The 26,960-nt window shown below is 68.6% G+C and carries 24 protein-coding genes; 15 read left to right on the top strand and 9 right to left on the bottom strand.

The genetic code is table 11. The features are described from left to right. Positions 1-57: 57 nt before the first annotated feature. The 5 genes from CLV30_RS19105 to CLV30_RS19085 all read left to right on the top strand — a co-directional run bounded on the left by CLV30_RS19105 (position 58) and on the right by CLV30_RS19085 (position 6,788). A complete protein-coding gene (locus tag CLV30_RS19105) occupies positions 58-2,499 on the top strand; it encodes a glycosyltransferase (protein ID WP_129711029.1) in 2,442 nt (813 codons plus the stop codon). A gap of 43 nt (positions 2,500-2,542) precedes the next feature. Beyond that, entirely contained in the window at positions 2,543-3,622 is a 1,080-nt protein-coding gene (locus tag CLV30_RS19100; protein WP_106538829.1) for a hypothetical protein, read from the top strand. 172 nt (positions 3,623-3,794) lie between these two features. Further along, positions 3,795-5,009, top strand: a complete 1,215-nt coding sequence (locus tag CLV30_RS19095) for an FkbM family methyltransferase (RefSeq protein ID WP_165358642.1) — start codon at positions 3,795-3,797, stop codon at positions 5,007-5,009. Positions 5,010-5,116: 107 nt separating this feature from the next. Beyond that, positions 5,117-5,911 carry a class I SAM-dependent methyltransferase gene (locus CLV30_RS19090; RefSeq protein ID WP_106538827.1) on the top strand — a complete coding sequence of 265 codons (795 nt, stop codon included), beginning with the start codon at positions 5,117-5,119 and terminating at the stop codon, positions 5,909-5,911. 46 nt (positions 5,912-5,957) lie between these two features. Next, on the top strand, positions 5,958-6,788 hold the full coding sequence (locus CLV30_RS19085) for an FkbM family methyltransferase (protein WP_129711028.1): 831 nt from the start codon (positions 5,958-5,960) through the stop codon (positions 6,786-6,788). Between the two features lie 61 nt (positions 6,789-6,849). Here CLV30_RS19085 and CLV30_RS19080 read toward each other — a convergent pair whose 3' ends face one another. Together CLV30_RS19080 and CLV30_RS19075 are read right to left on the bottom strand one after the other, a co-directional pair. Beyond that, positions 6,850-7,881, bottom strand: coding sequence for a hypothetical protein (locus CLV30_RS19080; protein ID WP_129711027.1), 1,032 nt, complete (start codon positions 7,879-7,881; stop codon positions 6,850-6,852). 113 nt (positions 7,882-7,994) lie between these two features. Continuing rightward, entirely contained in the window at positions 7,995-8,732 is a 738-nt protein-coding gene (locus CLV30_RS19075; RefSeq protein ID WP_106538824.1) for a MerR family transcriptional regulator, read from the bottom strand. Positions 8,733-8,794: 62 nt separating this feature from the next. Between CLV30_RS19075 and CLV30_RS19070 the strand changes: the two genes are divergently transcribed. After that, a complete protein-coding gene (locus tag CLV30_RS19070) occupies positions 8,795-9,307 on the top strand; it encodes a DUF6194 family protein (protein ID WP_106538823.1) in 513 nt (170 codons plus the stop codon). Here the strand turns inward: CLV30_RS19070 and CLV30_RS19065 are convergent. From CLV30_RS19065 to CLV30_RS19045, 5 genes are read right to left on the bottom strand one after another with little or no spacing between them, the layout of a single operon-like run. Beyond that, positions 9,293-10,075 carry a glucose 1-dehydrogenase gene (locus CLV30_RS19065; protein ID WP_205740887.1) on the bottom strand — a complete coding sequence of 261 codons (783 nt, stop codon included), beginning with the start codon at positions 10,073-10,075 and terminating at the stop codon, positions 9,293-9,295. The genes CLV30_RS19070 and CLV30_RS19065 overlap by 15 nt on opposite strands. Continuing rightward, positions 10,072-11,037, bottom strand: coding sequence for a dihydrodipicolinate synthase family protein (locus CLV30_RS19060; protein ID WP_106538822.1), 966 nt, complete (start codon positions 11,035-11,037; stop codon positions 10,072-10,074). Before CLV30_RS19060 ends, CLV30_RS19065 begins: the two co-directional genes overlap by 4 nt. Next, positions 11,037-12,779 (bottom strand): IlvD/Edd family dehydratase, encoded by a 1,743-nt coding sequence (locus CLV30_RS19055; RefSeq protein WP_106538821.1) that lies wholly within the window; start codon positions 12,777-12,779, stop codon positions 11,037-11,039. The genes CLV30_RS19060 and CLV30_RS19055 overlap by 1 nt, the downstream gene beginning before the upstream one ends. Continuing rightward, a complete protein-coding gene (locus CLV30_RS19050; protein ID WP_205740886.1) occupies positions 12,763-14,205 on the bottom strand; it encodes a glycoside hydrolase family 36 protein in 1,443 nt (480 codons plus the stop codon). The genes CLV30_RS19055 and CLV30_RS19050 overlap by 17 nt, the downstream gene beginning before the upstream one ends. Positions 14,206-14,233: 28 nt before the next feature. Continuing rightward, a complete protein-coding gene (locus CLV30_RS19045; protein ID WP_106538820.1) occupies positions 14,234-15,802 on the bottom strand; it encodes a sulfatase family protein in 1,569 nt (522 codons plus the stop codon). Between the two features lie 136 nt (positions 15,803-15,938). On the opposite strand from CLV30_RS19045, the gene CLV30_RS19040 reads away from it, so the two are divergent. The 6 genes from CLV30_RS19040 (at position 15,939) to CLV30_RS19010 (ending at position 22,022) form a co-directional block, all read left to right on the top strand. Next, a complete protein-coding gene (locus tag CLV30_RS19040) occupies positions 15,939-17,267 on the top strand; it encodes an ABC transporter substrate-binding protein (protein ID WP_165358641.1) in 1,329 nt (442 codons plus the stop codon). 56 nt (positions 17,268-17,323) lie between these two features. After that, positions 17,324-18,256 (top strand): carbohydrate ABC transporter permease, encoded by a 933-nt coding sequence (locus tag CLV30_RS19035; RefSeq protein ID WP_106538880.1) that lies wholly within the window; start codon positions 17,324-17,326, stop codon positions 18,254-18,256. Between the two features lie 9 nt (positions 18,257-18,265). Beyond that, a complete protein-coding gene (locus tag CLV30_RS19030) occupies positions 18,266-19,153 on the top strand; it encodes a carbohydrate ABC transporter permease (protein WP_205740885.1) in 888 nt (295 codons plus the stop codon). A 193-nt stretch (positions 19,154-19,346) separates the two neighbouring features. Beyond that, positions 19,347-20,048 carry a FadR/GntR family transcriptional regulator gene (locus CLV30_RS19020; RefSeq protein ID WP_106538817.1) on the top strand — a complete coding sequence of 234 codons (702 nt, stop codon included), beginning with the start codon at positions 19,347-19,349 and terminating at the stop codon, positions 20,046-20,048. A gap of 84 nt (positions 20,049-20,132) precedes the next feature. Further along, positions 20,133-21,155, top strand: coding sequence for a Gfo/Idh/MocA family protein (locus CLV30_RS19015; protein ID WP_205740884.1), 1,023 nt, complete (start codon positions 20,133-20,135; stop codon positions 21,153-21,155). 516 nt (positions 21,156-21,671) lie between these two features. Next, complete coding sequence (locus tag CLV30_RS19010) at positions 21,672-22,022, top strand: hypothetical protein (RefSeq protein ID WP_129711026.1); 351 nt, start codon at positions 21,672-21,674, stop codon at positions 22,020-22,022. Positions 22,023-22,079: 57 nt separating this feature from the next. Here the strand turns inward: CLV30_RS19010 and CLV30_RS19005 are convergent, their stop codons facing one another. Next, a complete protein-coding gene (locus CLV30_RS19005) occupies positions 22,080-22,949 on the bottom strand; it encodes an NmrA family NAD(P)-binding protein (RefSeq protein ID WP_106538815.1) in 870 nt (289 codons plus the stop codon). An 83-nt stretch (positions 22,950-23,032) separates the two neighbouring features. Between CLV30_RS19005 and CLV30_RS19000 the strand changes: the two genes are divergently transcribed. Next, positions 23,033-23,749 (top strand): TetR/AcrR family transcriptional regulator, encoded by a 717-nt coding sequence (locus tag CLV30_RS19000; RefSeq protein WP_106538814.1) that lies wholly within the window; start codon positions 23,033-23,035, stop codon positions 23,747-23,749. 10 nt (positions 23,750-23,759) lie between these two features. Here CLV30_RS19000 and CLV30_RS18995 read toward each other — a convergent pair whose 3' ends face one another. Next, a complete protein-coding gene (locus CLV30_RS18995; protein ID WP_106538813.1) occupies positions 23,760-25,841 on the bottom strand; it encodes an MFS transporter in 2,082 nt (693 codons plus the stop codon). Between the two features lie 80 nt (positions 25,842-25,921). On the opposite strand from CLV30_RS18995, the gene CLV30_RS18990 reads away from it, so the two are divergent. Together CLV30_RS18990 and CLV30_RS18985 are read left to right on the top strand one after the other, a co-directional pair. Further along, positions 25,922-26,182, top strand: a complete 261-nt coding sequence (locus CLV30_RS18990; RefSeq protein WP_106538812.1) for a hypothetical protein — start codon at positions 25,922-25,924, stop codon at positions 26,180-26,182. Positions 26,183-26,226: 44 nt separating this feature from the next. Then, positions 26,227-26,871, top strand: a complete 645-nt coding sequence (locus tag CLV30_RS18985) for a VOC family protein (RefSeq protein ID WP_106538811.1) — start codon at positions 26,227-26,229, stop codon at positions 26,869-26,871. Positions 26,872-26,960 lie beyond the last annotated feature (89 nt).

The raw sequence follows: 26,960 nt of genomic DNA, 5'->3' as shown, positions 1-26,960 counted from the left end.
GTCACGGGCACGCAGAGCAGCCGTGGGCTGACCCAGCGCAGTATGGCCGATGGCTCGATGACCGACGACGATCAGCCGTCGCAGCACCGCACCAAGCGCGAGCGAGTGCTCGACCGGCACGTGAGCTCGCTCTCTCGTGCGCTGTGGATGGGCTTCACCGACGATGCTCTCGCCGAGCTGGAAAGTTTCCGTCGCTCCATCGAGAACACTCCGCGTCTTCCCGTCGCCCGCGCCGCCGAGGCGCTGGCCCGCTGGTACGCCACCGAGAAGAAGTACGACTTGGCGCTCGACCGGCTCGTCTTCACCCGCATGCTCAACGGGAGCCTTCACACCGACCGGCTCCGTGTGCTCGAACACCACATTCTCACTCAGCTCGGCCACTTCGAGGAGGCCGAACTCCTCTTCCAGACCTGGGGCGCGCAGTCGCCCGACCTGCACCTCGCCCAGGCCAACCTCCGCCTGCGCCAGGCCGAGGCGGGGGTCGTGCCGCGCGAGCAGGCCGACCGCGACCGCCTCGAACTCATCGACGAGGTGTTCCACCGGCACGCGGTGACGCCCATCAGCCGGCTGGTGGACAGTTCGAGGGCGCTGGAGTTCGCCTCCCTCAAGACCGACATCGCGCCCGTCGGGGAGTCCGAGGCCGAGAATCCGACGATCTCGATCGTGGTGCCGGCCTACAACGCCGAGTCCACACTCGTCACCTCGGTCAACAGCCTGCGGGCACAGACCCTGCGCAAGATCGAGATTCTCGTCGTCGACGACGCCAGCACCGACAACACCAGCTCGGTCGCCAAGTCGCTGGCGTCGGACGATCCACGGGTCAAGGTCCTGCGGCACGACCAGAACCAAGGGGCGTACGGCGCCCGCAACACCGGCCTGACGAACGCCTCCGGCACGTACTTCACCGTGCACGACGCCGACGACTGGTCGCACCCGCAGCTTCTCGAGCGTCAGTTGCAGATGCTGCGCTCACACAACGCCACCGGGTCCTTCTCCCGGCTGGCTCGGGTCAGCCCGCAGATGGAATTTCAGCTTCGGACCTACCGGCCGATGCTCGAGCCCATCCACTGGAACTACACGTCCCTGCTCACGACGACACAGACGATGCGCGACCTCGGCGGCTGGGACACCGTGCGCGCACACGCGGACTCCGAGTTCATCGAGCGGTTGCGTGAGCACTTCGGCGAGGACTCCCTTGTCGAGACCGACACCGAGGTTCCGTTGTCGTTCTTCCTGGTCGCGGGGAACAACCTCACCGAACGCAAAGACACCGGCATGCGCTCGATCGACTTCGGGGCGCGCCGGGAGTACACCGAGCAGGCGCGGTTCTGGCGTCAGCAGACCTTCGGTGAAGGCGAGATTCCCTCGTACTCCGAGCATCGGCGAAGCGACGCGAAGTCACCGTTCTTCAGCCCGCGGTCGCTGGCCGGCAACCGGGACCAGATCTCGCAGTCCTACGACCTGATCATCGGCTCCGACCTGTCGCTGCTGGGTGGCACCAGGCGGTGCAACCTCGCGTACATCGACTGTGCGCGGAAGCTCGGCCTGCGCATCGGCGTTTTCAACATGCCGCGGTATCGAAGCCGTGGCAGCGGCACCATCGACCCGTCGTACCGAGAGCTGTTCCAGGCCGACGACGTCGACCTGATCCTGCCCGAGGACCACGTCTCCGCCGAAGCGTTGCTCGTGCACCATCCGCCGGTGTTGCGCTACGCCTTCGCCGGCTACCCCAACATCACGGCGTCCAAGCACTACCTGCTGGTCAATCAGCTGCCCTGGCAGATGAAGGACCACGGCGCCTTCCAGTACGAGACGTCGTCGGTCATCCGTCGTTACGCGGACGCGTTCGGCGACGAGCCGACCTGGATCTCCATCAGCCCGCGCGTGCGCCGGCACCTGGGAGACGTGCTGCCGCCGGAGGCCATCCTCTCCGAGGACTGGTACCCGATCGTCGACTGGGCCGACATGTCGCCGCCGATCCGCACCCGGGGTCCTGCCAGCGCTCCGGTGGTCGGCCGGCACAGCCGCGACCACGCGACCAAGTGGCCCGAAGACGCCTCGACCCTGGCCAAGTCCTACCTGGCGGACACGGGCTACGACGTCAGGCTCGTGGGTGGTGCCAAAGCGGCGCACGAGGTCCTGGGTTACTGGCCCAAGAACTGGACGGTGTATCCGTTCGATTCGGTGGCGGTCTCCGACTTCGTCCAGGAGATCGACATCTTCGTCCACTTCCACCACAGCAAGTACATCGAGGAGTTCGGCCGCAACATCGCCGAGGCGATGGCCATGGGCGTCCCGTGCGTGCTGCCCACCGAATACGCGGAGATCTTCGGTGACGCGGCCGTCTACGCAGAGGCTGACGACGTCGCGGAGACGATCCGTGAGCTGTGGGCCGACGCTGACAGATACCACGAATACTCGCGACGCGGAGCGGAGTTCGTGACCGAGTACTGCGGCTCGGAGGTCGGGATGCGTCGGGTGGCAAGTCTGTTGAAATAGAGCGCAGCCGTCATGGCGCGCTTCTTGTGTCTGGAGTAAATTCGTGGCCGAGCGACTCGTGCTGCACATCGGCGTGCAAAAGTCGGGAACGACATATCTGCAACAGCTGATGCAGCACCGTGCACACGAGCTGGCCAAGATCGGCGTCTTGTACCAGCTCCCCAGCCGCAGACGATTGCGGACCAATCGGATCAACCATCACGAGCTGGCGACCTACGGCCTGCTCGGCACCGAGTACTCGTGGGTCTCCGAGCAGCAAGCCGAGAAGGAACGCGGCTGGTGGGAGAGACTGCAGGATCGCGTGCACGGGTGGCGCGGGACCGCCATCGTCTCGGCCGAGGCGCTGTCGGTGATCCGCGCGGACGCGGCCCGCCGCACCGTGGAGGCGTTCGGCTGCCCGGACAACACCGATATCCTCATCACCGCGCGTGGCCTGGGCAAGCTGCTGCCGTCGGCATGGCAGCAGCACCTGCGCAACGGCCGCTCGGCCAACTTCGAATCCTTCCTGAACCAACGCGCTCGTGAGCGCTCGATGGGGTGGGACGTCCTCGAGAAGGACCCGCAGACGCCCATGTGGCGCGCGTTCGCGCTCGGGCGGCTCGCCGAACGGTGGGCATCCGTCGTCGGGACGGACCGCGTCACCGTGATCACCAATCCGGGATCACCGCCCGAACAGCTGTGGAGTCGCTTTCTCGACGCCGCCGCCGTCGACGGCACGAAACTTTCCGCGCCGGAGAAGACGCCCGTTCACGGCGGGGTCACCATGGCAGAGGCCGAGATACTGAATTCCCTGAACCTCAATCTCACGTCGGCTGGTTGGTCCGTCCCCGCGATCAAGCGTCTGGACAAGAGAATCATCGACGCGTTCGGGGAACGAGCGGAACGCGGCCCGCGGGTGAGTATTCCGGAAGGTCACCGCGAGCAGGTCGAGCAGTGGAACGACGAGGTCATCGCGGAGCTACGCCGGTCCGGTGTCCGTGTCACCGGGAGCATCGACGAGCTCGGCTACTCGTCCGGCTCCGAGCCGGACGCACCGACGGTCGGCGACGTCGCCGAGGCCGCCGGTATCGCCGGCAAGGTCGCCACCGAGTGGGCGTCCGAGCAGGCGGCGCCGGACTCGTGACGACAGCGGCCCGATCGGGCCGCGACCGCCCATCGTGCACGTTTTCGAGTGACGTAAGATAGAGATCATATTGATGTCGTTGCGGCACTTGTCCTCTTGACGATGCCGTGGTGACATAAGGCCTGCGCGCCTTGCGGATCCGCCAGGCCGTGTCGTGCATATTGGGAGAGCCGTGACCAGCGAGATCAGCAAGGACGGCAAGGCGGCGCGGCCGTTCGTCACCGACATCGAGCCGTACTTTTTCGGCCGGCCCGTCACGTACGTCGATGCGGGCGCGCACAACGGCAGCGTCTTCCGTCAGCTGCTCGCGTCCGGCTTCTACGTGCGCGAGGCGCACCTCGTCGAACCCAATCCCCGAACGTTCGAAGCGCTGCGCGCGACGGCCGAGGACGTCCACAACGTCAACCACGTCGCATGCCACAACATCGCACTCAGCTCGGCCGCCGGGACGGTCACGATGCGCGACGAGGATTCCATGACCCATGTGGTCGCCGACCCGTCGCACGAGCCCTCCGACTCGGGGACGTTCGAGATCGAGACGACGACCCTCGACGACCTGATCCAGCGGAGCGGGATCGGTCATATCAACCTGCTGAAGATCGACGTCGAGGGCCACGAACTCCAGGTACTCGAAGGCGCCAGCAAGGCGCTGACCGAAGAGGCCGTCGACATCCTCTACATCGAGACGGGCCTGGATCCCGCCTCGGAACAGCACGTCCTCTACAAGGACGTCGAAGAGGCACTCCAGCCTTACGGCTACCGCGTTCTGCGCTTCTACGAACAGCGCAACGAGTGGCTCGACGACAGCCCGGTGCTGCGGCGCACCAACATCGCGTTCGTGAGCTCCAGCTTTGCCGAGCGACACCCGTACAAGCTCTCTCGAGAACTCGTTCGGCTGCGCAAGCGCAACGATCAGCTGTCCGAGACCAACGACGAGCTCAAGCAGAAGAACGACGAGCTGTCCACAGCGAACGACGCACTGCAGCAACGGATCGACGAGCTGTTCACCGAGGTCGGGACGCTCCGCGAGCAGGTGTCGACCATCCGATCGCTCGAACGTGAGCGGGAAGAGGCCAGGACGGCGGCCGCGACCGCCGCCAAGCAGCTGGCCGAGACCGAGCAGCAAGCCCGCGAGGTGGAGCAGCGCCTCACACACGAGCGGGACGAGTTCGTGAAATACGCCGACGGCCTGCAGAAGCGCTACGTCGGTGTGCTGCAAAGCAGGACGTGGCGCGTCATGGCGCCCGCCCGGGTCGCAGGACGCTTCGTGCGTCGGTTGCGCGGCCGTCCCGCGGCCCGGAGCAAGATGCCCAAACGGCCCGCTGTCCACGACCACGGCCCCTCCATCGGGCACGGCGAGCGGAACCGCCCGTCTGCGCATCCGTAGACACCGCACGCGCCGGTCGCGCGGCGCGGAGGTCCGTCGACAATCGCGTCCACCCTGACAACGACGCGTATCGCCTCCAGGGACGTACGAGCGGTAAGGTCCGCGGCATGGATCAGTCGAAACGACCACACCCGGTCACCACCTGGTGCGAGAGCCACAATGTGGATTTCCGAACCATGAACGACACTATTGATCCGGCGCTCGCCAAAGAAGCCAGCGAGTACGCTGAGCGTCTCGACCAGCTTGGTCGGGCACGACTGGCTGGGCTGCCGGTCAGCCGCGGGCAGCGCGGTATCAGAGTGGGCGGGCCGGCGCTCTACGAACTCCTGTACTTCCTCGTGCGGCACCTGCGTCCAACCGCGGCAGTAGAGACCGGCGTGGCGGCCGGCTGGAGCAGCAGGGCCATCCTCGACGCCATGCACGCCAACAACCACGGCCGGCTGGTCAGCATCGACCTGCCGTTCTCCCGGCTCGAGCGGATGGCCGACAAGCCACACCTGACTGACGACCAGGTGGGCATCATGGTCGACGAGCACCTTCGCGACCGGTGGACCCTGCTCCTCGGTTCCGATCAGGAGCACCTACCGGAGGCTCTCCGTCTCGTCGGTGGCGAGGTGGACTTTTTCCACTACGACTCGGACAAGGAGTATGAGGGCCGCGAGCGCACCATGGCCGCCGTCGAGCCAGCGCTGTCACGTGATGCCACGGTCGTCTTCGACGACATCCGCGACAACAGCCACTTCGCCGATTATGTCCGCCAGACCGGCAAGCAGTTCGCGGTGGTCGGCATGAAAGAGGGCCTCGTGGGACCGCTGGGCCGTGTCGATCCGGCCGCTGATCACGGTGTTCCCTGGCCGCCGGTGCGCAAGGGGCGGATCCGCGGCCACCGGAGCGCGAGCTGAGCTGGGCGAGTACAACGGCTATGCCGAGAAGGTAGAGTTCCGAACTGTGAAGAACCTGAAATGGACAACGATCTCGATCCCACTGGCCGCGGGCATGGACGCTCAGCTCGGCGAGTTGAGCGTGCCGTATGGCAAGAGCCTCTTCATCGGACGGTTGCTCCGCGAGGACGGCCTGAGCGGCTGGCAGGCTGCCACGACAGCGGCGCTGCTGGCCACGTGGGACCTCGCACCGTCTCCCGTCTTCTTCGACGTCGGTGCCAACATCGGCATCTACGCGGCGCTGCACGGTCGGCTCCGGCCGGACGGGACGACCGTGGCGTTCGAGCCGACGCCGGACGTCGCCGACGCCGGTGAGTCGTTCCAGGCCGCCAACGATCTCAAGGTCCGTTGGGAGCGTGCCGCCGTCAGCGACACGGCAGGTGAGGCGACGCTGTACCTGTCCGCACGTACCGACGCGTCCAACTCCCTCGTCAGCCGGCATCGTGAGCCGAAGGGCACCGTCACGGTACCGGCCATCACGCTGGACAGTTACGTCCGTTCGTCCGGGTTGGTTCCTTCGGTCGTCAAGATCGACGTGGAGCGGCACGAGCCGGCGGTCATCCGAGGTGCGGCCGAACTGCTCGACACGCACCGTCCGGTTATCGTCGCCGAGCTGCTACCGGGCCGGAGCGAGAGTGACGAGGTACAGCATCTCCTCGCCGCGCACGGATACGAGGCCCGGCACATCGAGCCGCCGGAAGCGCAGGCGGGCGACGAGCCGGAGCGCGACTGGCTGTTCTGGCCCGGAACGATCCCCGCCGAGCTCGACGACCGTTTCCGCGAGTGGTACTCCGCCGTGGCAACCTGTGTGCCTGCCGAGGTCGCCTCGACCCCGTAGACGGCGCCGGGGCTTCGCCCGTTGCGCGTCGTGGCGACGGGCGAAACCCCGGCGGCGCCACTCACTTCGCGGGTGGTTCGGCCAGTTCGCGCAGGGCGCGATAGACGAGGGCCGTTTTGCGCTCGGTGTCGACCTGGCAGATGTCTTCGACCCGCTCGGGGCGCGGCGGGAGTTCGACCGACTCGCCCACACCTTCGTAGTCGCCCAGCTCGTCGAACACGACGCCGTGCATGTCGCGTAGCCACAGCAGTTCGGTGGACGCGTTGTCGACCGCCTGACGGACCGACTCGTGCAGACGCGGGCGCCGCGAGCCGTCCACCTCCGCGTCGGCAGCGTTCAGGGCCCGGATGAGGCGCCCCGTGTCCGGCGTGAACCGCTGGTTGGCGTCCGACCAGAACAACCTGCGGTACTCGGCCACCACCGACATGGCCTCGGCGCTCAGTGAGGTGTTCGGTTGCTTCGGCACGTCGTCGAGTGACACGTCTACGTTCGGCAGGAACTTCTCGAAGAAGTGCCGCAGAATGTCACCGTTCGGCCAGTTCCGGCGGTCGTACGGCAGCACGTGAAGCGTGTCGGCAACGTGCTTGGCGTAGCCTTCCAGCGTGGCCCGGTAATTGATCGGCTCTACCGACCGAATCTCGTGTGACGCCTTCAGCGTCTGTTGCGCCATCGACAGGTAGTAGTCGGACGGCTGACGGACATAGACGACGACATCGATCGTGTCGGCCAGCGGCCGTAGCCGTTCGGCCAACGTCGTGAGCGCGCTCTCGCTGTTGATGCGGAACAGTGACTCGTCCGAGAGGACCACCGTGTCGAGACTGGAGTTCGTGATCCGCTCGCGCAACTGTTGGAGCCAGGTCTGCGCGTCCTGCTCGATCTTCTCGCTGTCATCGTTGTACTTGTGGCGCAAATGGCGGGGCAACCGCCCGTGCGACGTCAGGCCGGAGACCAGCAGTGCTTGCTTGTTACGGATCACGGGGCTCTTCGGATAGAGCACTCCGGCTTCCGCCAGCGGGTCGCGGAGGCTCCTCAGCCCTTCTTGAAGGGCCGTGGAGCCGGCCTTGGGCATGCCGATATGTAAGACGATCTTCATTGCTGTTCCGTTCCTCCGCAGCTCCCGAGACGCTGAAGCGACAGCATAGCCACCACGGCTGCGTGTGGCGGCAGGTGTTCGGAAAGCCGTCGGCTCGTCCCCTCTGGTGATCGTCAACGATACTCCAGGTCATGGTACCGAGGATCGTTGATGATCACGGCGAGAGCGCCGGCGGCCTCAAGGAGGGCGCGGGAGCGCGCCGCGATGCTGGCGTCCCGGGCGGCCAGCGCGGCGGCGAGCTCCTCCGAGCGGCGCCCGCGCGGAAGATCGGCCATCAGGGCGCGCAGCGTATCGACGCGGTATCCGGCGCTGCGTAGCTGGTGGACGATCCGGGCGTCACGCACCTGGGCCGGCGAGTACCGCCGCGTTCCGCGGCCGGTGAGGCGGTCCGGCACCACGAGCCGCTCTGCGTCCCAGTGCCGCAGCGTCGACGGGCGCACACCGAGCGCCCCGGCGAGTTCGGACACGCTCATCGCATCGCCCGGGCGCACGTCGCCGATCGGTTCGGCGGAGATCACTTCGACCGCCTCCTCAGCCGCCTTCAGCTCCGCGCGTTCCCGGTCCAGCCGGGCGTGCACTGCGTCGAGCATGGCCAGCAGTTCCGCCGCAGGACGCTCGTGCGCAGCACGGACGATCCGCTTCGCCTCGACCGGGCCGGTCCCGGCCGCGAGGGCGCGGTAGGCCAGCGCGGAACGTAGATGGACCTCGGTGTAGACGCGATACCCCGAAGCGGTGCGCGTCGCGCGCGGCAGCACGCCGTCGCGTTCGAGGTTGCGCACCTGCTGCACCGAGTAGCCGGACCGCTCCGCCACGTCCGCGGTACGCAGGTGCCACGAGTCGAGGGTTGGCAACCGTTCTCCTGGGATGCAGAGGCAAAAGTCTCCACGAGCACTTTAATGGAACGCTGGAAGCCATGAAGATCGACGAGATCACCGCGCTGGTGGACGACCTCGACGGAGTCCTGACCGTCCGGCCGGGACCCGGTGACGGCACGCCGGAGATCGCCTGGGGCGATGTGTTCTTCTACTACGCTCCGGACGGCGTCATGCCGACGACGACGCAGCCGTTCGCGACGATCGTGACGAAGAACTACCCGGACGACGAGGCGTCACGCCTCGACCGTCCGGACGCGTTCCGGGTGAACGTCGCCGCCGGCAAGGATTCCTTCGTGCACTGGACCGGCCACGACCCACGCGCACCGGCCGCGAGCACGGCGACCGGCCCCGGCACGGGCACCGACGCCGACGCCGACACCGACGCCGACGACACCGTCATCGCACACCCCGTCTACGGCAGCCTCGGCTGGCTCGCGGTGGTGAACCCCGGAGAGCGGACGGGTGCGGCGACACGCGAGCTGCTGCTCAAGGCGCACGAGCTGGCGCGGGCGCGCTACGAACGCCGTAGCGCAAGGTCAGGCGAACCGTGAGCCCAGTCCCCCGTCCACGGCCCAGTCGGCGCCGGTGACGTACGACGCGGCCGGCGAGGCGAGGAAGCACACGACCTCGGCGATCTCGGCCGGCTCGCCGAAGCGCCCGAGCGGCTGTTTGTCGGTCTCGAGCGCTTCGGCGTCCGGCTCCGGATGCTGCGCGAAGTACTCGTCGACCAGCGCGGTGCGGACGTACCCCGGGCTGACCGCGTTGACGCGGACGCCGTGCCGGCCGACCTCGAGCGCGAGGCTGCGAGTGAAGCCCAGCAGCCCCGACTTGGCCGCGGCGTACGGGAACATGCCGCCGATGGTCAGCGTCGCGTGCAGCGACGCGATGTTCACGATGCTCCCCCGCCCGGACGTGATCATGCCGGGCAGCACGTGCTTGGTGCAGATCCACGGCGCCTTGAGGTCGACGGCGAACACGTCGTCCCACTCGCGTTCGGTCATCGCCACCGGGTCCGCGTAGACGTTCCGCCCGGCGTTGTTCACCAGCACCGTCACCGCCCCGTACGCGGTCTCGATCTCACTGACCAGGGCCGCCACCGCGTCCGCGTCGGTGATGTCCACCTGGCGGAACCACAGGCGGGCGTCGTCACCCATGTCGGCCATCAGCTGGGCGCCGGACTCCCCGTCGACGTCGGCGGCGATCACTCGTGCCCCCTCACGCAGCGCGACCTCGGCGATCGCCCGTCCGATGCCGCGTGCGCCGCCGGTGACGACCATGACCTCGCCGGCCAGCCGGCCCGGCGTCCCGCCGGCGCTCACGGCCCCACCTCCGGCAACTCGGCGCCGAACTCGTCCAGAAACGCATCCACCGACGCCCGCTCACCATCGTCCAACTCGCGCACGGGCGCACGGCAGTGGTCGCTGCCGATGAGCCCGCGCCGCATCGCGACGATCTTCTCCGCCCCGACGATCACGTTGACATCCTGCATCCACGAGGACAGGTACGGAAGCATCCGGGTGTGCAGGCGACGTGCCGCTGCTGGTTCGCCGGCCTCCCACTGGTGCCACACCCGCAGGTACAGCTCGGTGAACGAGCAGCCCGGCTGCACGCCGATCGCGCCGCGGTCCAGCGCGTCCGGCAGCTGCTGGCCGGCGTGCCCGATGATCGACGGGATCGGCGTCTCCGAGTCGAGCAACGCCGAGATCGTCCGGCCGGGCGGCTGCGACTCCACCTTGACGGCGGCGAGGTTACGGTGGCGTTCGGCCAGCGCCCGGATGGTCGGCACGGTCAGCGCCGTCCCGGTCTGCAGCGGCGCGTGCTGCAGCACGACCGGCACCGGGTGCACCGCCGTGAGCAGCTGCTCCAGATGTGCGAGCACCGACTCGACGGGTGGCGCCAGCTGGTGCGGTGGCAACACGTTGATGGCGTCGGCTCCCGCCTCCACGAGCCGCGCCGCTCGCCGGACGGCGTGGTGTGTGGCGTAGTCGGGCACCGAGACGACGGCGGTGACGTCCTCGCGCCGGGCGGTGCGCTCCAGCAGCACCATCGACAGGTGCTCGCGCTCGTCGTCGGAGAGCGCGAGCACCTCCGAGGCGAAGCCGGGGAACATCACCGACCGCGCGCCCACGGCCAGCAGGTGGTCGACGACGCGGACGAACCCGTCCTCGTCGACCTCGCCGTCCGGCCGGAACGGGGTCAGCAGCACCGGGCAGACACCGGCCGGCGCGGGAGCACGGACGCCGGCGCGGCCATCGGACCGAGTGTCCGCGTGCGCCCCCATCAGAACGGCGTCCTCGGGACGTCGTGGCCGCTGGCTCCGACCAGGAAGTCCAGGTCGGCCCCCTGGTCGGCCTGGAGGACGTGCTCCACGTGCATCCGGCTGTACCCCCGGTCGTGCCGGGGCGTCGGCGGCGACCATTCCCGTCGTCGGTGTTCGAGCTCGGCGTCGTCGACGTCCAGGTCGAGCCTCCTGGCCGGCACGTCGAGCACCACCGGGTCGCCGTCGCGCACGAGCGCCAGCGGCCCGCCGACGGCCGACTCGGGGGCGACGTGCAGGACGACCGTGCCGTAGGACGTCCCGCTCATCCGGGCGTCGGAGATGCGCACCATGTCGGTGACTCCCTCCTCGAGCAGGCGGACGGGGATCGGCAGGTTCCCGATCTCGGGCATGCCGGGGTAACCGCGCGGGCCGGCGTTGCGCACCACCAGCACCGAGTCGGCCGTGACGTCGAGAGCGGGGTCCTCGGCTGCTTTCTGGTACGTCTCGACGTCGTCGAAGACGACGGCACGTCCGCGGTGCCGCATCAGCGCCGGGCTGGCGGCCGACTGTTTGATCACGGCCCCGCGGGGGCAGAGGCTGCCACGCAGCACGGCGGTCCCGCTGTCCGGGGGCAGCACGGGGTCGTCGCGGCCGCGGATCACCTCGGGCAGGTACCGGCCGGCATGGCGCACGTTCTCGCCCACGGTCGTCCCGTCCACCGTCAGCGCATCCGTGTGCAGCATCGGCCACAGCTCGCGCAGTACCGCGGGCAGGCCGCCGGCGTCGGCGAACTCCGACATCAGGAACCGCCCGCTCGGTTTCAGGTCGACGAGCAGCGGGGTGTCCCGGGCCAGCCGGTCCACGTCGTCCAGGTCGAGCCGGACGCCCACCCGTCCGGCCACCGCCAGCAGGTGCAGCACCGCGTTCGTGGACCCTCCGACGGCGGCGTTGACCCGGATCGCGTTCTCGAACGCCTGCCTGGTCAGGATGGTCGACGGCGACGGCCCGGCGGCTGCCATCTCGACCGCGCGCCGGCCGGACCGCTCGGCGACCCGCGCCCGGCCGGAGTCGACCGCGCCGACGGCGGCGCCGCCGGACAGTTGCATGCCCAGCGCCTCGGTCAGGCACGCCATGGTCGACGCCGTGCCCATGGTCATGCAGTGCCCTGCGCTGCGGTGGATGCAGCTCTCCGCCTCGGCGAACTCCGCCTCGCTCATCCGGCCCGCGCGGACGTCCTCGCTGAACCGCCACAGGTCGGTCCCGCTGCCGATGGTGCGGCCCCGGAACGAGCCGGAGACCATCGGCCCGCCGGTGACGACGAGGGTGGGCACGTCCACGCTGCAGGCGCCCATGAGCTGCGCCGGCGTGGTCTTGTCGCACCCGCCGAGCAGGACCGCCGCGTCGACGGGGTTGGCTCGCAGCGTCTCCTCGACGTCCATGCTCATCAGGTTCCGGTACAGCATCGTCGTCGGCCGCATGAACGGCTCACCCAGCGACATCGTGGGCACCTCGAACGGGACACCGCCGGCGGCGAGCACCCCGCGGCGCACCGCCTCGGCCAGGCCGCGCATGTGCGAATGGCACGGTGTCAGGTCGGACCAGCTGTTGACGATCGCGACCGCCGGGCGGCCGTCGAACGCCTCGTCGGTCAGCCCGGCCGCGCGCAGGTGCGACCGGGCGATGAAGCCGTTCTTGCCCCGGTCGGCGAACCACGCGCTGCTGCGCAGCGCCGCCCCGGTCGCGCCATCATCCGTCGGCGTCATCCGTTGCCTCCTGCGTCGCGGCGGCGGTCGTGGGCCCGGATCCGTGCAGACTCGGATCGATCGGCACGCGCGCCGGCTCGAACGGCTCGGTCCGGGCGGGTTCGAGGAGCCGCCGGGTGGTCTCGAGGCCCCAGTCGTCGAGCTGGTCCAGTCCGTCGCTGCTGATGCGGACCGCGCCGTAGCGCTCGACGACGTCGGCCCAGACCTCGCGCCGCTCGATCTGCGGGCGCGCCACCAGGCAGTCCGGGTCGTTCACCCAGAACCGTCCCTGGGTGAATCCGCGCCCGACCGTCGAGACGACGGCCGCCTGGGTCGCCGGGCGGGAGAACTCCCCGGCCGCGTCCCAGTGCGGCGCCACGTCGGTGCCCACCCGCATCGTGTCGACCAGCCCGATCGACGGGAACATCGGCGCACCGCACCCTTGCAGCAGTGCGTCCGGGCCGATGGACTCGCGGATCAGCTCGAGCGCACCGCGGTAGGCGGTGAGCGCGGCGACGTCGTCGTGGCGCACGCCCTCGACGGCGCCCGCGTACATGAAGTCGACCATGAAGTACGTCGCGCCGTATCCGGCGTAGGTGGTGAACACCTCGCGCAGGTACTCCGCCGCTCCCGGGTGCGTCGGGTCGAGCACGTAGCAGTCCTGGTCCCAGTTGTGCATCGCCAGGATCGGCTGACCCGCGGAGTCGCGGACCAGCCAGTCCGGGTGCTCGGCGAACGTCCGGCTGTGCGCCCCGACCAGCAGCGGCGCGGTCCAGATGCCGGCGCGGCGCCCGCGGTCGAGGACCCGGCCGATCATGCCCTCCACCGAGGTGAACCCCTCCGACGGCTCCAGCCAGTCGCCGATGCCGGCCTGGAAGGCGTCGTCGAGACGGACGACACCGACCGGCAGCTCCAGGCGGTCCATCAGGTCGAGGTTGCGGACCAGGTCGTCCTCGGTGAATTCGGTGAAGTACTGGTACCAGCTCGCCCACACCGGCGGCGCCGAACGGATCGTCGGCCGGCCGACCGACGCGGTGTAGCGGTCGGCGAAGCGCGCCAGCGCCCCGTACAGTCCGCCCGGCCCGTCGTCGACGGTGTGCTCGACCGCGCCGTCGACGACGATGCGCACGGCACCGTCGCGATACGCGGCCCGGATGGTCGGGACCTCGACGCGGCCGTCGTCCAGGGCGACGACGTGGACCGGCTCGCCAGGTGCCGGCTCGACGGCCAGCAGCCCTTCACCCTGGAAGCTCGTCGTCGAGGGCGGCTTCTCACGGCGGTAGTAGGGCGTCAGGAACACGTCGTCGGTCGGCCGGTATCCGTGCCCGGCCGTGACCGGGTACACGGTGCTCGGTGACCACGACTGCCACCCGAACTCGTAGACCCGCCCCTGGACGGGGTCGACCGGCAGCGGCGCCGCGTCGTCGATGGGCTCGAATCCTGTCACGGTTGCTCTCCTCCGGCTCGGCACGTGCTCACGAGAACGCCTGCCGTGGCTGCCACCCACGGTCACGGCCCATGCGGTACCGGACCATCTCCAGCGTCAGCTTCTCCGCGAGTTCGGGGGAGCCGCCGTCGGCGGCCAGGTTCACGAACTCGTCCGGGTCGTCGGCGAAGTCGTACAGCTCGACCTCGTCCCGTCCCTCGGTGGTGTACGAGTGCACGCTCAGCCGGAACCGGCCGGTCACCCAGCTGTTGACGTACAGGCCCTGCTCGGCACGGTGCTCGATCAACACGCCGTCGCGGGCCGGCTCGGACGGCTCGGCCCAGCAGCTCGACTGGTCGACACCCTGCATCCGCGGGTCCGGTCCGACCCCGGCGACGCTGGAGAACGTCACCGGAACGTCGACGAGGCTCTGCAGCGCGTCGCTGTGCACGCCGGCCGGTACGCGCCCGGGCCAGCGCACGATCATCGGCACCCGGACGGCGCCGTCGTAGTGGCTCGGCCCCTTCGACCACAGCCAGTGGTCACCCATGTAGTCCCCGTGATCGGACGTGTAGACGATCAGCGTGTCGCCGGTGAGCTCGAGCTCGTCGAGGGTGTCGCAGATGCGGCCGAGATGGTGATCGAGCAGGCTCTGCATGCCCAGGTAGGTGCGCCACATCTGCTCCTCCTCGGCGGTACGCCCCTCGTGGCCGACGTACTGCGCCTGCTGGCAGGGGATCCCCACCTGCGGGTTCTCCTGCAGGCCGAGGTCGTCCTGGCGGCCCTCGATGGTGGCCCGGTAGAAGCTGGGTTTGTCCTGCCACTCGTCCTGGCGCCGCACCGGTTCCGGCAGGTCGACGTCGTCGTGCATGGCATGCCAGGGGTCGGGCGCACGAAACGGCATGTGCGGGTCCTGGAAGTTCACGACCATGTAGAACGGCTGCGAGCCGTTGTCGGCCACGTGGTCACGCAGGAACGAGATCGCCTCGTCGGCGATCCAGCGGCTGCTGTGGTACTCCTCCGGCAGCTCCCAGCGCCCGACGCGTTCACCGGGATCCTTGTTCGGGGTGACGGTGCTGGCCGGGTCCGGCAGGAAGTACGGAGGCGCCGGCGGGATGCCCTTCTCACGCAGCCATGCCCCGTAGTGCATGGAGTACGCGTGCGGCTCGTCCACGTGCCCGTTCGAGAGCCTGGCGTGCTGGAATCCGTACCAGGGGCCGCTCCAGTTCTCGTACGCGTCCCAGTCGCGTGAGCAGGGCAGCGCTTCCGGGCTGCCTGGCCGCAGCACGCTCTTGAAGTGGCTCTTGCCGAAGATCGCGGTCCGGTATCCGGCCTGCTCGGTGAGCATGGCAGGCAACGACAAGGTGTCCTCCGGCACGTCGGTGCCGATGTTCCACGCCCCGTGGCGGCTCGGGTACTGGCCGCTGAGCAGCGTCGCCCGGGTCGGGGTGCAGACCGGCGTGGCGGTGTAGGCGCGGCGGAAGGCCGTTCCCTCGCTGCAGAGCCGGTCCAGCGTCGGCGTGCGCACCGGAATCTCGCCGAACGCCCCGACGAGGTCGGCCCGTTGCTGATCCGAGACGACCAACACGATGTTGGGCGGCCGGTTCACGTCGTCCATCGCATACTCCAAAGATCACGGCATCTCACGGCGCCTCCAGGTCGTTGACAGCTTAGCAGCTAAGCTTTACTGTCCAACCTCAGACCGGAGACGCGACGCTGCGCACTGCCAGGCGCTCGGAGGCGAGTAGATGAACATGAGCGACCGAGACCGGCGACCCGGGCTGCTGAACCGGCGGCAGGTCCTGCGCGCAGGCGCGGGCGCGGCCGGTGCAGCGCTCCTCGGCCGATGCGGGGGCGGCGCGTCCAGTTCCGGCTCCGGGCGACTGACGTTCCAGACGTTCGGCACGCCCGCCGCCGCCCAGGTGTTCCAGGACGCGATCGACGCGTACGAACAGCAGAACCCGGACGCGAACGTCCAACTGGAACGCATCCCGTTCCCGCAGCACTACCAGAAACTGAACACCCGGCTGATGGCCGGAACCGGCCCGGACATCGTGCGCATCCAGTACCAGCGGATGGGGCGCTACATCCAGGAGGGCGCGCTCGCCGACCTCTCGGACCACCTCCCGCCCGGCTACGCCGACGAGTTCGTCCCGAACGTGTGGTCGGCGGTCACCGAGAACGAACGGCCGTACGGCTTCCCGGTCGACACCGGCGCGCACGTGCTCTTCTACAACACCGAGATCTTCGACCGGCTCGGCATCACCACTCCGAACAGCCTCGAGGATGCGTGGAGGTGGGACGAGTTCCTGAGTGTGGCGCACCGGATCAAGGAGTCCGGCATCGTGCCCTATTCGGTGGCGATGTCATGGCAGCCGGCCGACAACGCGTACCGGTGGACCGGGTACCTGTACCAGCACGGCGGCCGGCTGCTGAACGCTGACCTGACGCGGTCCGAGGTGAACACCGACGCGGCGCGCGAGACCGTGGAGTTCACCCGCTCGTGGTTCACCGACGGCCTGGCCCCACCCGACACGTCGATCAAGAGCGGGACACAGATCCAGACCCTGTTCGCCAACGGCGACATCGCGATGATGATCAACGGCGACTTCCAGACGTCGTTCCTGCAGGCGAACATGCCCGAGGGGTGGGACGCGACCTACCTGATCCGAGACGTCGACACGGGCAACATGCTGGGCGGGAACGGACTGGCGGTGACCAACAACTGCGCGGAGCCGGAGCTGGCCGCGGACTTCCTGAAGTTCTTGAACAACGAGGAGAACCAGCTACGGATCGTGCTGACCTCTCAGTTGCTGCCCACGAGACGAAGCCTGGCCGGCCGGTCCGCCAAAGAACTCGGGTACGAGTTCAGACCCGACATCAAGGATCTCGCACTCGAACACCTGCCCACGGTGTCCGAGACCGCGGTCAGTGAGACCACCTCCCCCGCGTTCGGCGAGATCAACCAGGCCCTGGGGGACGAGCTGGAGGCCGCGTTCAAGAGCGGCCAGTCGCCCGACGACACCGTCGCCCACCTCGACCAGCGGATCCAGGACAGTCTCGGATCCGAACCCGGAGGGTGAGCCGTGACGGCGGCCACGTTCAGCCCGTCCGAGGGAACGACGACACCGGGATGGTCATGACACCACACACCACGACCACCGCCACACCGTCCGCGCCGGCGTCGAACCCCGCCCGGCGCCGACGGCTGAAACAGAAACTCGTCCCCTACCTGTTCATCACCCCGAACCTGATCCTGTTCACGCTGTTCATGTTCGTCCCGATCGTCGGCTCGTTCTACATGAGCCTCAACGACTGGACCCTCATGGGCGAGTCGACGTTCGTCGGCCTGTCCAACTTCGTCGGGCTCTTCACCGACGGGGTGTTCTGGCAGGCGTTCGCGAACACCGGTTACTACGTCGCCGGCACCGTTCCCACAACGATGGCGCTGGGCCTGGTGGTGGCCATCGGCCTGAACCGGCAGATGCCCGGGCGGACGTTCCTCCGCGCGGTCTACTTCGTGCCGGTCTGCATCTCGCTGGTCGCCGTCGGCCTGATCTCGCTGTGGATCTTCAACGACAGCTACGGGGTGTTGAACAACCTGCTCAGGACGGTCGAGATCCCGACGGTTCCGTGGCTCTCGTCGTCCAGCTGGGCCATGCCGTCACTGATCATCGTCACCATCTGGATCCGTCTCGGATTCAACATGGTGATCTACCTCGCCGCGCTGCAGAGCATTCCGACGGAGCTGATCCAGGCGGCCAAGGTCGACGGAGCGACAGGATGGCAGCGCTTCCGGTACGTCACCTGGCCGCTGCTCGCGCCGACGTCGTTCCTGCTGGTCATCCTGAACGTCATCTTCTCGTTGCACGTCTTCGACCTGATCCTGGTCATGACCAACGGCGGGCCGGGGTTCTCCACCACCGTCCTCGTGCAGTACATCTACCGCGAGGCGTTCCAGACCGGCGAGATGGGTTCGGCCAGCGCGGTCGGCGTCGTGCTGTACCTGCTCCTGATGGCGTTCACGCTCACGTACTGGCGCCTGTCCCGGCAATCGAACAATGCGGCCTAGGAGGACTGCGTGGTAGTCGAAGTGCAACCTCCCGCCACCGAGACGGCGGGCCGCGAACAGCGCACGAAGCGGGCCAAGCGGCTGCCGCGAGGCGCCGACCTGGTGATCTGGCTCGCACTGGTGTGCGGCGCGCTCGTCATGGCCTTCCCGTTGTACTGGATGTTCGCGACCGCCGTGCGGCCGGCCGCCGAACTGTTCACCGGCAAGTTCGACCTCGTGCCCTCGGAGTTCGCGTGGAGCAACTTCTCGGCCGCGTGGGACAAGCTGCCGTGGGGCACCTTCTACCAGAACTCCGTCCTCATCGCCGTCATCGGCACCTGCATCACGGTCTTCATCAACCTCCTGGCCGGCTACGCGTTCGCGAAATTCTCGTTCAAGGGCCGCGACGTCATCTTCATCCTCATGATCAGCACCCTGATGGTGCCGATCCAGGTGATCCTGGTGCCCACGTTCATGGTGGTCTCGGAGATGGGGCTGGTGAACTCGATCTGGGGCGTGATCCTGCCCCGCGGCGCCGAGGCGTTCGGCATCTTTCTGGTCCGCCAGTATCTCGTGTCGGTGCCGAACGAACTGATGGAGAGCGCGCGGCTGGACGGAGCCAGCGAATTCCGCATCTTCTGGTCGGTGGTCCTGCCGTTGTGCAAACCGGTCATCGCGGTGCTGACGATCTTCACCTTCATGTGGCGGTGGAACGACTTCGCCCTGCCGCTGGTGACCATGCAGGAGTTGTCCTCCTTCACCGTCCCGCTCGGACTGAACTTCGCCAAGGGCCTCTACTACACCGACTGGACCGGGTCGATGGCGATGACGCTGCTTTCCATCATTCCGATGCTGATCGTGTTCGTCATCTTCCAGCGCTCTTTCGTCCAGGGCATCGCCAGCACCGGAATGAAGTGACGGACCGGTTCGGCGACGCGGTCGCCGGCGACACGGGCGCCGGCGACCGGCTTGTACACTGGCTGGCCCGCGCGTGTGCCGCGCGTACCGTCGGCTCGGCTCCGCCGCTGCACACGCTCGCGGTTTCCGCCCGGCTGGGCGGTTCGGGGTGGGCGATGAATGAGCACGTGACACGGAGGGGGTTGTCGGTGCGATGAACCTGTCGAGGACGACCCTTGCCGACCAGGTGGCGAAAGAGCTCATCACGCGGATCGAACGGGACGGTCTGCGCCCCGGCGACGAGATTCCGCCCGAGTCGGAACTGGCGCAGGAGTTCGGCGTCAACCGGCTGGTGGTACGAGAGGCGGTGCGCACTCTCGTCGCGCGCGAGATCCTGATTTCCAGCCAGGGCCGTCCTTCCCGGGTGAGCGTTCCTTCCGCGCGGGTCTTCGCGGAGATGCTGGATTTCCGGGTGGCACAACAGTCACTGGATCTCGACGATCTGCTCGAGACCCGGCGGCTGATCGAATGCGAGCTGGCCCGGCTCGCCGCCGAACGTGTGAACCGCGGCGTCGTGTCGATCGATTCCGCGTCCGAGATCCTGGACCAGATGGCCGAGTCGGCAGGCGACCGGGAACGTTTCGTCGAGCTCGACGTCCGCTTCCACGCGCTCATCGCCGAGGCTTCGGGCGCGACGTTCCTTCAGCTCATCCTCTCGTCGCTGGAGTCGGTCCTGCTGCGGGCGAGGCGTTCGACCTACGCCACCCGGGAGCGCCGGAACGAGGGCCACGACGCCGCCGTGACCGCGCACGGACACATCCTGCGCGCGGTCCGGGCCGGTCAGCCGGCCGAAGCCGCGGCCGCGATGGAGGAGCACCTGCGCGAAACCCAGCGCGACGTGTCCTGGGACGGCTGAGCGCCGGCGACCGGGCACGCCCGGCCGCGCCCGCCCGGCGGCTACGGTGAGGCCGGTGCACGGACGTGAAGCCGAGGAGGCGGGATGACGACGATGACCGATCCGGTCCGCTGGGGTGTCCTGGGGTCCGCCGCGATCGCGGTGAACAAGGTGATCCCCGGCATGCAGAAGGCCGACAACTGCGAGATCCTGGGCCTGGCGTCGCGTGACGCGGGCCGGGCGGCCGAGACCGCCGCCGCGCTCGGAATCGATCGATCGCACGGGTCGTACCAGGCGCTGCTCGACGATCCCGACATCGAGGCCGTCTACATCCCGCTGCCGAACAATCTGCATGCCGAGTGGACCCTGCGCGCGGCCGAGGCGGGCAAGCACGTCCTGTGCGAGAAGCCGATCGCGATGAGCGCGGACGAGGCCGCGACGATGGTCGCGGGCGCGGAGAAGGCCGGCGTCAAGCTGATGGAGGCGTTCATGTACCGCCTGCATCCCAGCTGGGTCCGTGTCCGCGACCTCGTCGCCGCCGGCGGCATCGGCGAGCTCAGGGCCGTCCACGGCTTCTTCTCCTACACCAACCTCGACCCGGCCAACATCCGCAACATCGCCGAGCTCGGCGGCGGCGGCCTGATGGACATCGGCTGCTACCCGGTCAACGTCGCGCGGATGATGTTCGGCGCGGAGCCGACGGACGTACGCGCGTCGGTCCACCGCGATCCGTCGTTCGGCACCGACAGCCTCACGTCGGCGGTGCTGGACTTCGACGGCCGGCACGCCGTCCTGTCCTGCTCCACGCAGCACGAGCCGTACCAGCACGTACAAGTGCTCGGCACCGAGGGCCGGCTGTCCGTGGAGATCCCGTTCAACATCCCGCCGGATCTCCCCACCCACATCACCCGCGCCTCCGGCGGCACACGACCGGTGGCGCCGGACGTCGAGGTGATCGAGTTTCCACCCGCGGACCAGTACCAGATCCAGGGCGAGCTGTTCTCCGCGGCGATCCGCGACGACACGCCGGTTCCCACGCCGCCGGCGGACGCGGTCGACAACATGCGGGTGATCGAGGCGATCTTCGCCGACGCCGACGGCACACGGCCCGGCAGCCCCGGTAGGTGACAACCGGAGATCCGGAGACCAGCGACGTACTCCAGCCGTAGATCGTGATCATGGTCGTGTCGGTGCTGGATATGGGGCGGCCACCGCTTGGTGATCTTGGTTTGTGACACAGGAACACGTCACGGTGGCCGCCGGGCGTTGCTGGACGATCGCCGAGAAGTCCGGGGCGCGTCGCCGGCAGGGTTGCAGCATCTGCTTTGTCGGAGGGCCGGTGGGCGTCGACGGGCACCGGCACGGCAGCGTCGTTGGCCGACCTCACCTCGGGGACCTGAACGCACCTCGGTGAGAAATGTGACGCGTCGCAGCGAGAAACGGGCGCCGTCCGTCGGTTTTCTCACCGAGGTGCGTTCACATCCCCGCCGTTACCGCCATCAGACGGACGAACATGAAACATCACGAACTACGGCTGTAGTACACGTCCACCGGCGTGAGTGAGATGTGAGAACACTGAAAGTGGCTGGTGATTTCATCGATACCGACCGCAGAGCGCGATCTTCTCGATGAAAGGACGGATCCATGCGTACTGCGTTGCGAGCGGGTGTGGCCGCGCTTCTGGCCGCGCCGGCCCTCGTCGTCGGTAGCACTTCGGCCATGGCCGCGGCACCAGAATCCTCCGCGGAGACGGTAGCGGCACGGGCAAAGCCGTGCGGGCAATCGACCACGGCCCGCCCCGGCGAAACCAAGTTCTTCTGGCGAAACTGCACCCACAGGAGTGACTACATCAAAGTCGACCACGTGTGGGCCCCGGATCAGTTCCATTGCGTGCCTGCGTACCAGATCATGTACGTCGGCAGCGCTGTTCCCATGGGCCCGCCGATCGGGAACGTGCGCGGCATCAACTACATCAAGCCCGACTGCACGCTCTGATGGCACCGGAGCCCAGGGGAAGCTCCACTGGGCTCCACGTCTTCCCGAACTCCGCGCTCACGCCCGGCGCTGGTCGACGACCTCCTCCAGCATCGAACGGACCCGAACAGCCGGGCGCTGGATGAGATTCTCGAGGTCGGGCCCGGTGGTGGTGAACTCTCCGCGCCGCGCCGCGCGGAACATGCCGACCAGCATGTCCGCCCGCTCCGCCGGCACTCCGTTCCCGGCCAGAGCGGCCGCCCACTCGGTGTCGTCGGCGACGACACGCCGGATCGAGCGGCCGGTGAGCTCGGTGAGGATCCCGGCAACGTCGTCGAGGTCGAGCGCGTCCGGCGCGGTCAGCGGCGGGGTCGGGCCGTCGAACCTGCCCTCGTCGGCGAGGATCACCGCCGCGGCTTCGGCGAGGTCCGCGTGCGCCGTCCATGACACCCGCCCGTCGGCGGGCGCGACCAGCTCGCCGGTCTCGAGCGCCCGTCCGATCAGGTGCGCGACGGTGCTGGCGTAGAACCCGTTCCGTAGCGCGGTGAACGGCGTGCCCGCCTTCGCCAGGTGGCGCTCGGTGGCGGCGTGGTCGACCATCGGCACGAAGGCCGAGTCGTCGGCGGTGCCCTGGTGGGCGGTGTAGAGGATGCGCTTCGCACCGGCGTCGCGGGCGGCCTCGATCGCGGTGGCGTGCTGGGCCACCGCCGTCTCGCCGGACTCGTTCGTCGAGACGACGAGTACCTGGGCAGCACCCTCGAACGCCTCGGCGAGAGAGCCCGGATCGGAGAAGTTGCCTCGCCGCACGCGCACTCCGCGCGCGGCGAGGTCAGTAGCACGGTCGGTGTCGCGGACGCTGACTCCGACCCGGTCGGCCGGGACCCGCTCGATCAGCCGGTCGACGATCTGCGAGCCGAGCTGGCCGGTCCCTCCGGTGATGACGATCATGGTTCAACCTCTCAGTTGGTGGTGAACAATGATACTAACAGTGTTAGCAACGTCGTTATCAACCTCCAGCTACCATTGGAAGCATGGTGAAGGTGACACCGGGCAGCGACAGCAGGGACAAGATGCGCGCGAGCATCGTCGAGGTTGCCGCGCAGCTCCTGCACGAGCAGGGCGCCGCCGCGGTCACCACCCGCGCTGTCGCACAGGCGGCCGGCATGCAGGCACCGACCATCTACCGGTTCTTCGAGGACAAGGACGCACTGCTCGACGCTGTCGCCGAGCACGTGTTCAGCACCTACGTCGCCGGAAAGTCGCTCGCCGAGGACGGCGGCGACGCGGTGGCCGGTCTCCGGGCGGGGTGGGACGCGCACATCGCTTTCGGCCTCGCCAACGAGGCGCTGTTCGGGCTTCTCGTGGACCCCCAACGCGGCACCCGTTCAACGGCCGCCGCCGCGGGAATGCAGGTTCTCGGCGCTCGCGTGCGCCGCGTCGCCGCTGCCGGCCGGCTCCGGGTCACCGAACGGCGTGCCGTCGAGCTCATCCACGCCGCCGGCACCGGCGCCGTGCTCACGCTGCTGTCCGTCCCGGCCCAGGACCGGGACCTCGGCGTGGCCGACGCCATGTACGACGCGGTGATGCAACAGATCCTCACCGACGCGCCGGCGGTGCGCACCGACAGCACCACCGCGGCGACCGTCGCGTTCCGGGCCGTCGCCCCACAGCTGCCGATGCTCACCGACGCCGAACGCGCCCTGCTGTCCGAATGGCTCAGCCGACCTGATCGGCCAGCCACACCGTGACCGTTGATGATCAGGGCAGCGGGCCGTAGCGCCGACGTGGCAACCGGCGGATCCGTTCCTCGTCCACGGCCGCACGCAACGCCGAACCGAACCTTCCCGGGCCCCAGTAATTCGCCGCGACGAGGCGGGACAGCTCACCACGGTCGGTGGGGCCGTTCTCGTTGACCGCACGGACCAGGATCTCGATCTCACGATCCAGCGCCTCCGCCTCGGCCCGCGACGTCGACTCGTCGGAGCCCAGGCCCCAGGTGCCGGTCCGAGCCGGCCCCGGGCGCCATCTGCGGCGACCGGAGCGCTCGTGTTCCAGACCGCGAGCCGTGCGGGCACGGATGCGTTCCTCACGCCGCTCGTGCTCGCGGGCGCGCTGTTCGTGCTCTTCGGCCTCTCGTTCGGCCTGTTCAGCGGCCTCGGGTCGGGCCTCGGCGAGGGTCCGGTCGGCTGCGGCCCACTCCTCCATGGCCGCGGCTCGTTCCCGCAGCCTGGCGGCTTCGTCCGCCTCGATGTCGGCGCCTTCACCCACGTCGCCGCCTTCACCCACGTCGCCGCCACCGTCGCTTCCGCCACGGCCTCCGCGCCCGTCGCGGCCGTCACGTGCGGCGGACGACGACGTGCCCCCGGCGCCCGCTGATTCGGTGTCGGTCTGCTGCGCCTCCTGCGCGGTGAGCGGTGTGGCGATGTTCTCCAGGGACGCCCGTTCGGCTCGTACGCCCAGGACGAGCTCGGCGATCCCCCCGAGTGCCATCACCGCCGCGCCGACGCCGAAACTCATCACGACCAGTCCGCGGTCGCCGGACTCGATCATCCGGCCGAACAGCAGCGGGCCCGCGATACCCCCGAGTCCCGTGCCAACGGCGTAGAAGAACGCGATGGCCAGCGCGCGGGTCTCCATCGGGAAGACCTCGCTCACGGTCAGGTAGGCGGCACTCGCACCGGCGGAGGCCAGGAAGAACGTCACCACCACGAACACGAGCAGGAGCCACTCGCCTCCAGTGGCCGTGAAGAAGACCCAAGCCAGCGGGACGGTCATGGCCGCGGAGCCGAGATACGTCGAGGCGATCATCGGTTTACGGCCGACGGTGTCGAACAGCCGGCCCAGCGTCACCGGACCGAGGAAGTTCCCGACGGCGTAGATGATCACGAAGACCGGGACGAAGCCGGAGGCCACTCCGTAGTAGGTGGTGAACAGCGTCCCCAGGCTGAACGTGATGCCGTTGTAGATGAACGCCTGTCCCACGAACAACGAGACACCGAGCACTGACCGGCGCGGGTAGACCTTGAACGCCGTCCGGGCGATCGTGCGGAACGGGATCTTGGTGCGCTGCCGGACCGTGATGGTGCTCTCCGGCTCGTCCAGCGACTGGCCGGTCTCGGCGCGGACGTCGTCCTCGATGCCCCGCACGATCTGCTCGGCCTCGTCCTCGCGGCCGTGGATGAACAGCCACCGCGGGCTTTCCGGAACGTTCCGGCGCACCAGGAGGATCACGAACCCCAACACGGCGCCGGCGCCGAACGCGAGCCGCCAGCCGACGTCGATGGCGAAGAGGTCGGTGTCGAGGAACACGAGCGCCAGTGCCGCCCCGCCCGCAGCTCCTGCCCAGTACGTTCCGTTGATCACCAGATCGACGCGGCCGCGCACGCGCGCCGGCACGAGTTCGTCGATGGCGGAGTTGATCGCGGCGTACTCGCCGCCGATACCGGCGCCGGTGACGAACCGCGCAAGGAAGAAGTACCAGGGGGCGAAGGCGAACGCGGTTGCGACCGTGGCCCCCACGTAGACCGCCAGCGTCAGGATGAACAGCCTCTTCCGGCCGAAGCGGTCGGTCAGCTGGCCGAAGAACAGAGCACCGAGGCACGCACCCGCGATGTAGAACGCCGCAGCCGTGCCGATGTCGGCGGCGTTCATCGAGACTCCGCTGCCGTTCTCGGTCAGCCGAGCGGCCACCGACCCGACCATGGTGACCTCGAGCCCGTCGAGAATCCACACCGTGCCGAGCCCGACGAGCACTCGCCAGTGGAACCTCGACCACGGCAGCCGGTCCATGCGCGCCGGAACCTGGGTCTGGATGGTTCCCGTCTGCACTCCTGCTCCCATGAGACGGACGCATACCCCCAACGCGTGGATCAATAACGTGAGCTCGTTATCGCGACGGTGATTCGGGTAACGCACCGGACATGCAACGACGATGCGCCGTGCTCGGCCACCGCTACCGGTTCCACGCCGACGGAGCCACGATGTCCTGGAACTGCGAGCGGGAGTGCGGACACGGAGGATCGAAGACCTACGCCACCCCCGACGAAGCACGGATGTACGCTGCAGCGTTCGACCGGGAGGACCGCGACGACGTGGGCCGGAGGGCTCCGTGGCTCGGGATGTTCCCGCTACGCATGGCGCACACGCTCAGGCACTGGGCCGGCCGGCGCGACGGCGGATGAGCCGGCACCCCGGGGGTGTCGGAGGCGTGGTCTATCGTCCAGGCATGGTGCAGCAGTCCGCTCGTCTCGGCGTCCGGCAGGTCGATCTGGCGGATTGGCGGTGGTTGCTGGGGGCGTTGCGGGCTCGGTTCGAGACGGACTCGTTCGGAGCGGGGGCCGCATTCGTCGCGGCAGTGGGCCGTCTCTCCGATGAAGCCGGTCACCATCCCGACGTCGATCTGCGTGCGGGGCACGTTCAGTTCGTGTTGCGCAGTCCCGACGTCGGCGGGGTCACCGAACGGGACGTCCAGCTGGCCGAGCAGATCAGCGCGCTCGCATCCGACCAGGGGCTGGACCCGCGCCCAGAGCAGGTACAAGTGCTGGAAATCGCCCTGGACACGCCGTTTTCGGAAACCGTGCGCCCGTTCTGGCTAGCCGTTCTCAGCGGCGGTGAAGAAAACGGCGAGATCGTCGACCCGGCCAGAGAGCTCCCGCTGCTGTGGTTCCAGGCGACCGACTCGACCGCACCCGATCGGCAACGTTTCCACCTCGACGTCACGGTCCCACCGGAAGCGGCCGACCAGCGGATCGCGGCAGCGGTCACCGCGGGCGGGCGCGTCGTCGACGACGGCCGTGCCCCGGCCTTCGTCGTGCTGGCCGACCCGGACGGCAACAAGGCCTGCGTCTGCACCGAACTGGGGCGAGAGTGAACCCGTCCGCGACACCAGAGCTCGGCGTGCCGGTCGAGCAGGCCGTCCGAGCCGGGACGCAGGCCGTCACGGGAACCGTGGCCTTCAGC

Source organism: Haloactinopolyspora alba (assembly GCF_003014555.1).
Taxonomy (GTDB): domain Bacteria; phylum Actinomycetota; class Actinomycetes; order Jiangellales; family Jiangellaceae; genus Haloactinopolyspora; species Haloactinopolyspora alba.
Note: the sequence above shows the minus strand (reverse complement) of the source record. Positions and strands in the feature narration are given on the sequence as shown.

Bases quoted from the DNA above. Each gene is read 5' to 3' on its own strand.
- CLV30_RS19105 (WP_129711029.1), top strand. From the start codon at position 58: ATGACCGACGACGATCAGCCGTCGCAGCACCGCACCAAGCGCGAGCGA.
- CLV30_RS19090 (WP_106538827.1), top strand. From the start codon at position 5,117: ATGGATCAGTCGAAACGACCACACCCGGTCACCACCTGGTGCGAGAGC.
- CLV30_RS19080 (WP_129711027.1), bottom strand. From the start codon at position 7,881: ATGAAGATCGTCTTACATATCGGCATGCCCAAGGCCGGCTCCACGGCC.
- CLV30_RS19070 (WP_106538823.1), top strand. From the start codon at position 8,795: ATGAAGATCGACGAGATCACCGCGCTGGTGGACGACCTCGACGGAGTC.
- CLV30_RS19060 (WP_106538822.1), bottom strand. From the start codon at position 11,037: ATGGGGGCGCACGCGGACACTCGGTCCGATGGCCGCGCCGGCGTCCGT.
- CLV30_RS19055 (WP_106538821.1), bottom strand. From the start codon at position 12,779: ATGACGCCGACGGATGATGGCGCGACCGGGGCGGCGCTGCGCAGCAGC.
- CLV30_RS19045 (WP_106538820.1), bottom strand. From the start codon at position 15,802: ATGGACGACGTGAACCGGCCGCCCAACATCGTGTTGGTCGTCTCGGAT.
- CLV30_RS19040 (WP_165358641.1), top strand. From the start codon at position 15,939: ATGAGCGACCGAGACCGGCGACCCGGGCTGCTGAACCGGCGGCAGGTC.
- CLV30_RS19035 (WP_106538880.1), top strand. From the start codon at position 17,324: ATGACACCACACACCACGACCACCGCCACACCGTCCGCGCCGGCGTCG.
- CLV30_RS19020 (WP_106538817.1), top strand. From the start codon at position 19,347: ATGAACCTGTCGAGGACGACCCTTGCCGACCAGGTGGCGAAAGAGCTC.
- CLV30_RS19015 (WP_205740884.1), top strand. From the start codon at position 20,133: ATGACGACGATGACCGATCCGGTCCGCTGGGGTGTCCTGGGGTCCGCC.
- CLV30_RS19010 (WP_129711026.1), top strand. From the start codon at position 21,672: ATGCGTACTGCGTTGCGAGCGGGTGTGGCCGCGCTTCTGGCCGCGCCG.
- CLV30_RS19005 (WP_106538815.1), bottom strand. From the start codon at position 22,949: ATGATCGTCATCACCGGAGGGACCGGCCAGCTCGGCTCGCAGATCGTC.
- CLV30_RS19000 (WP_106538814.1), top strand. From the start codon at position 23,033: ATGGTGAAGGTGACACCGGGCAGCGACAGCAGGGACAAGATGCGCGCG.
- CLV30_RS18995 (WP_106538813.1), bottom strand. From the start codon at position 25,841: ATGGGAGCAGGAGTGCAGACGGGAACCATCCAGACCCAGGTTCCGGCG.
- CLV30_RS18990 (WP_106538812.1), top strand. From the start codon at position 25,922: ATGCAACGACGATGCGCCGTGCTCGGCCACCGCTACCGGTTCCACGCC.
- CLV30_RS18985 (WP_106538811.1), top strand. From the start codon at position 26,227: ATGGTGCAGCAGTCCGCTCGTCTCGGCGTCCGGCAGGTCGATCTGGCG.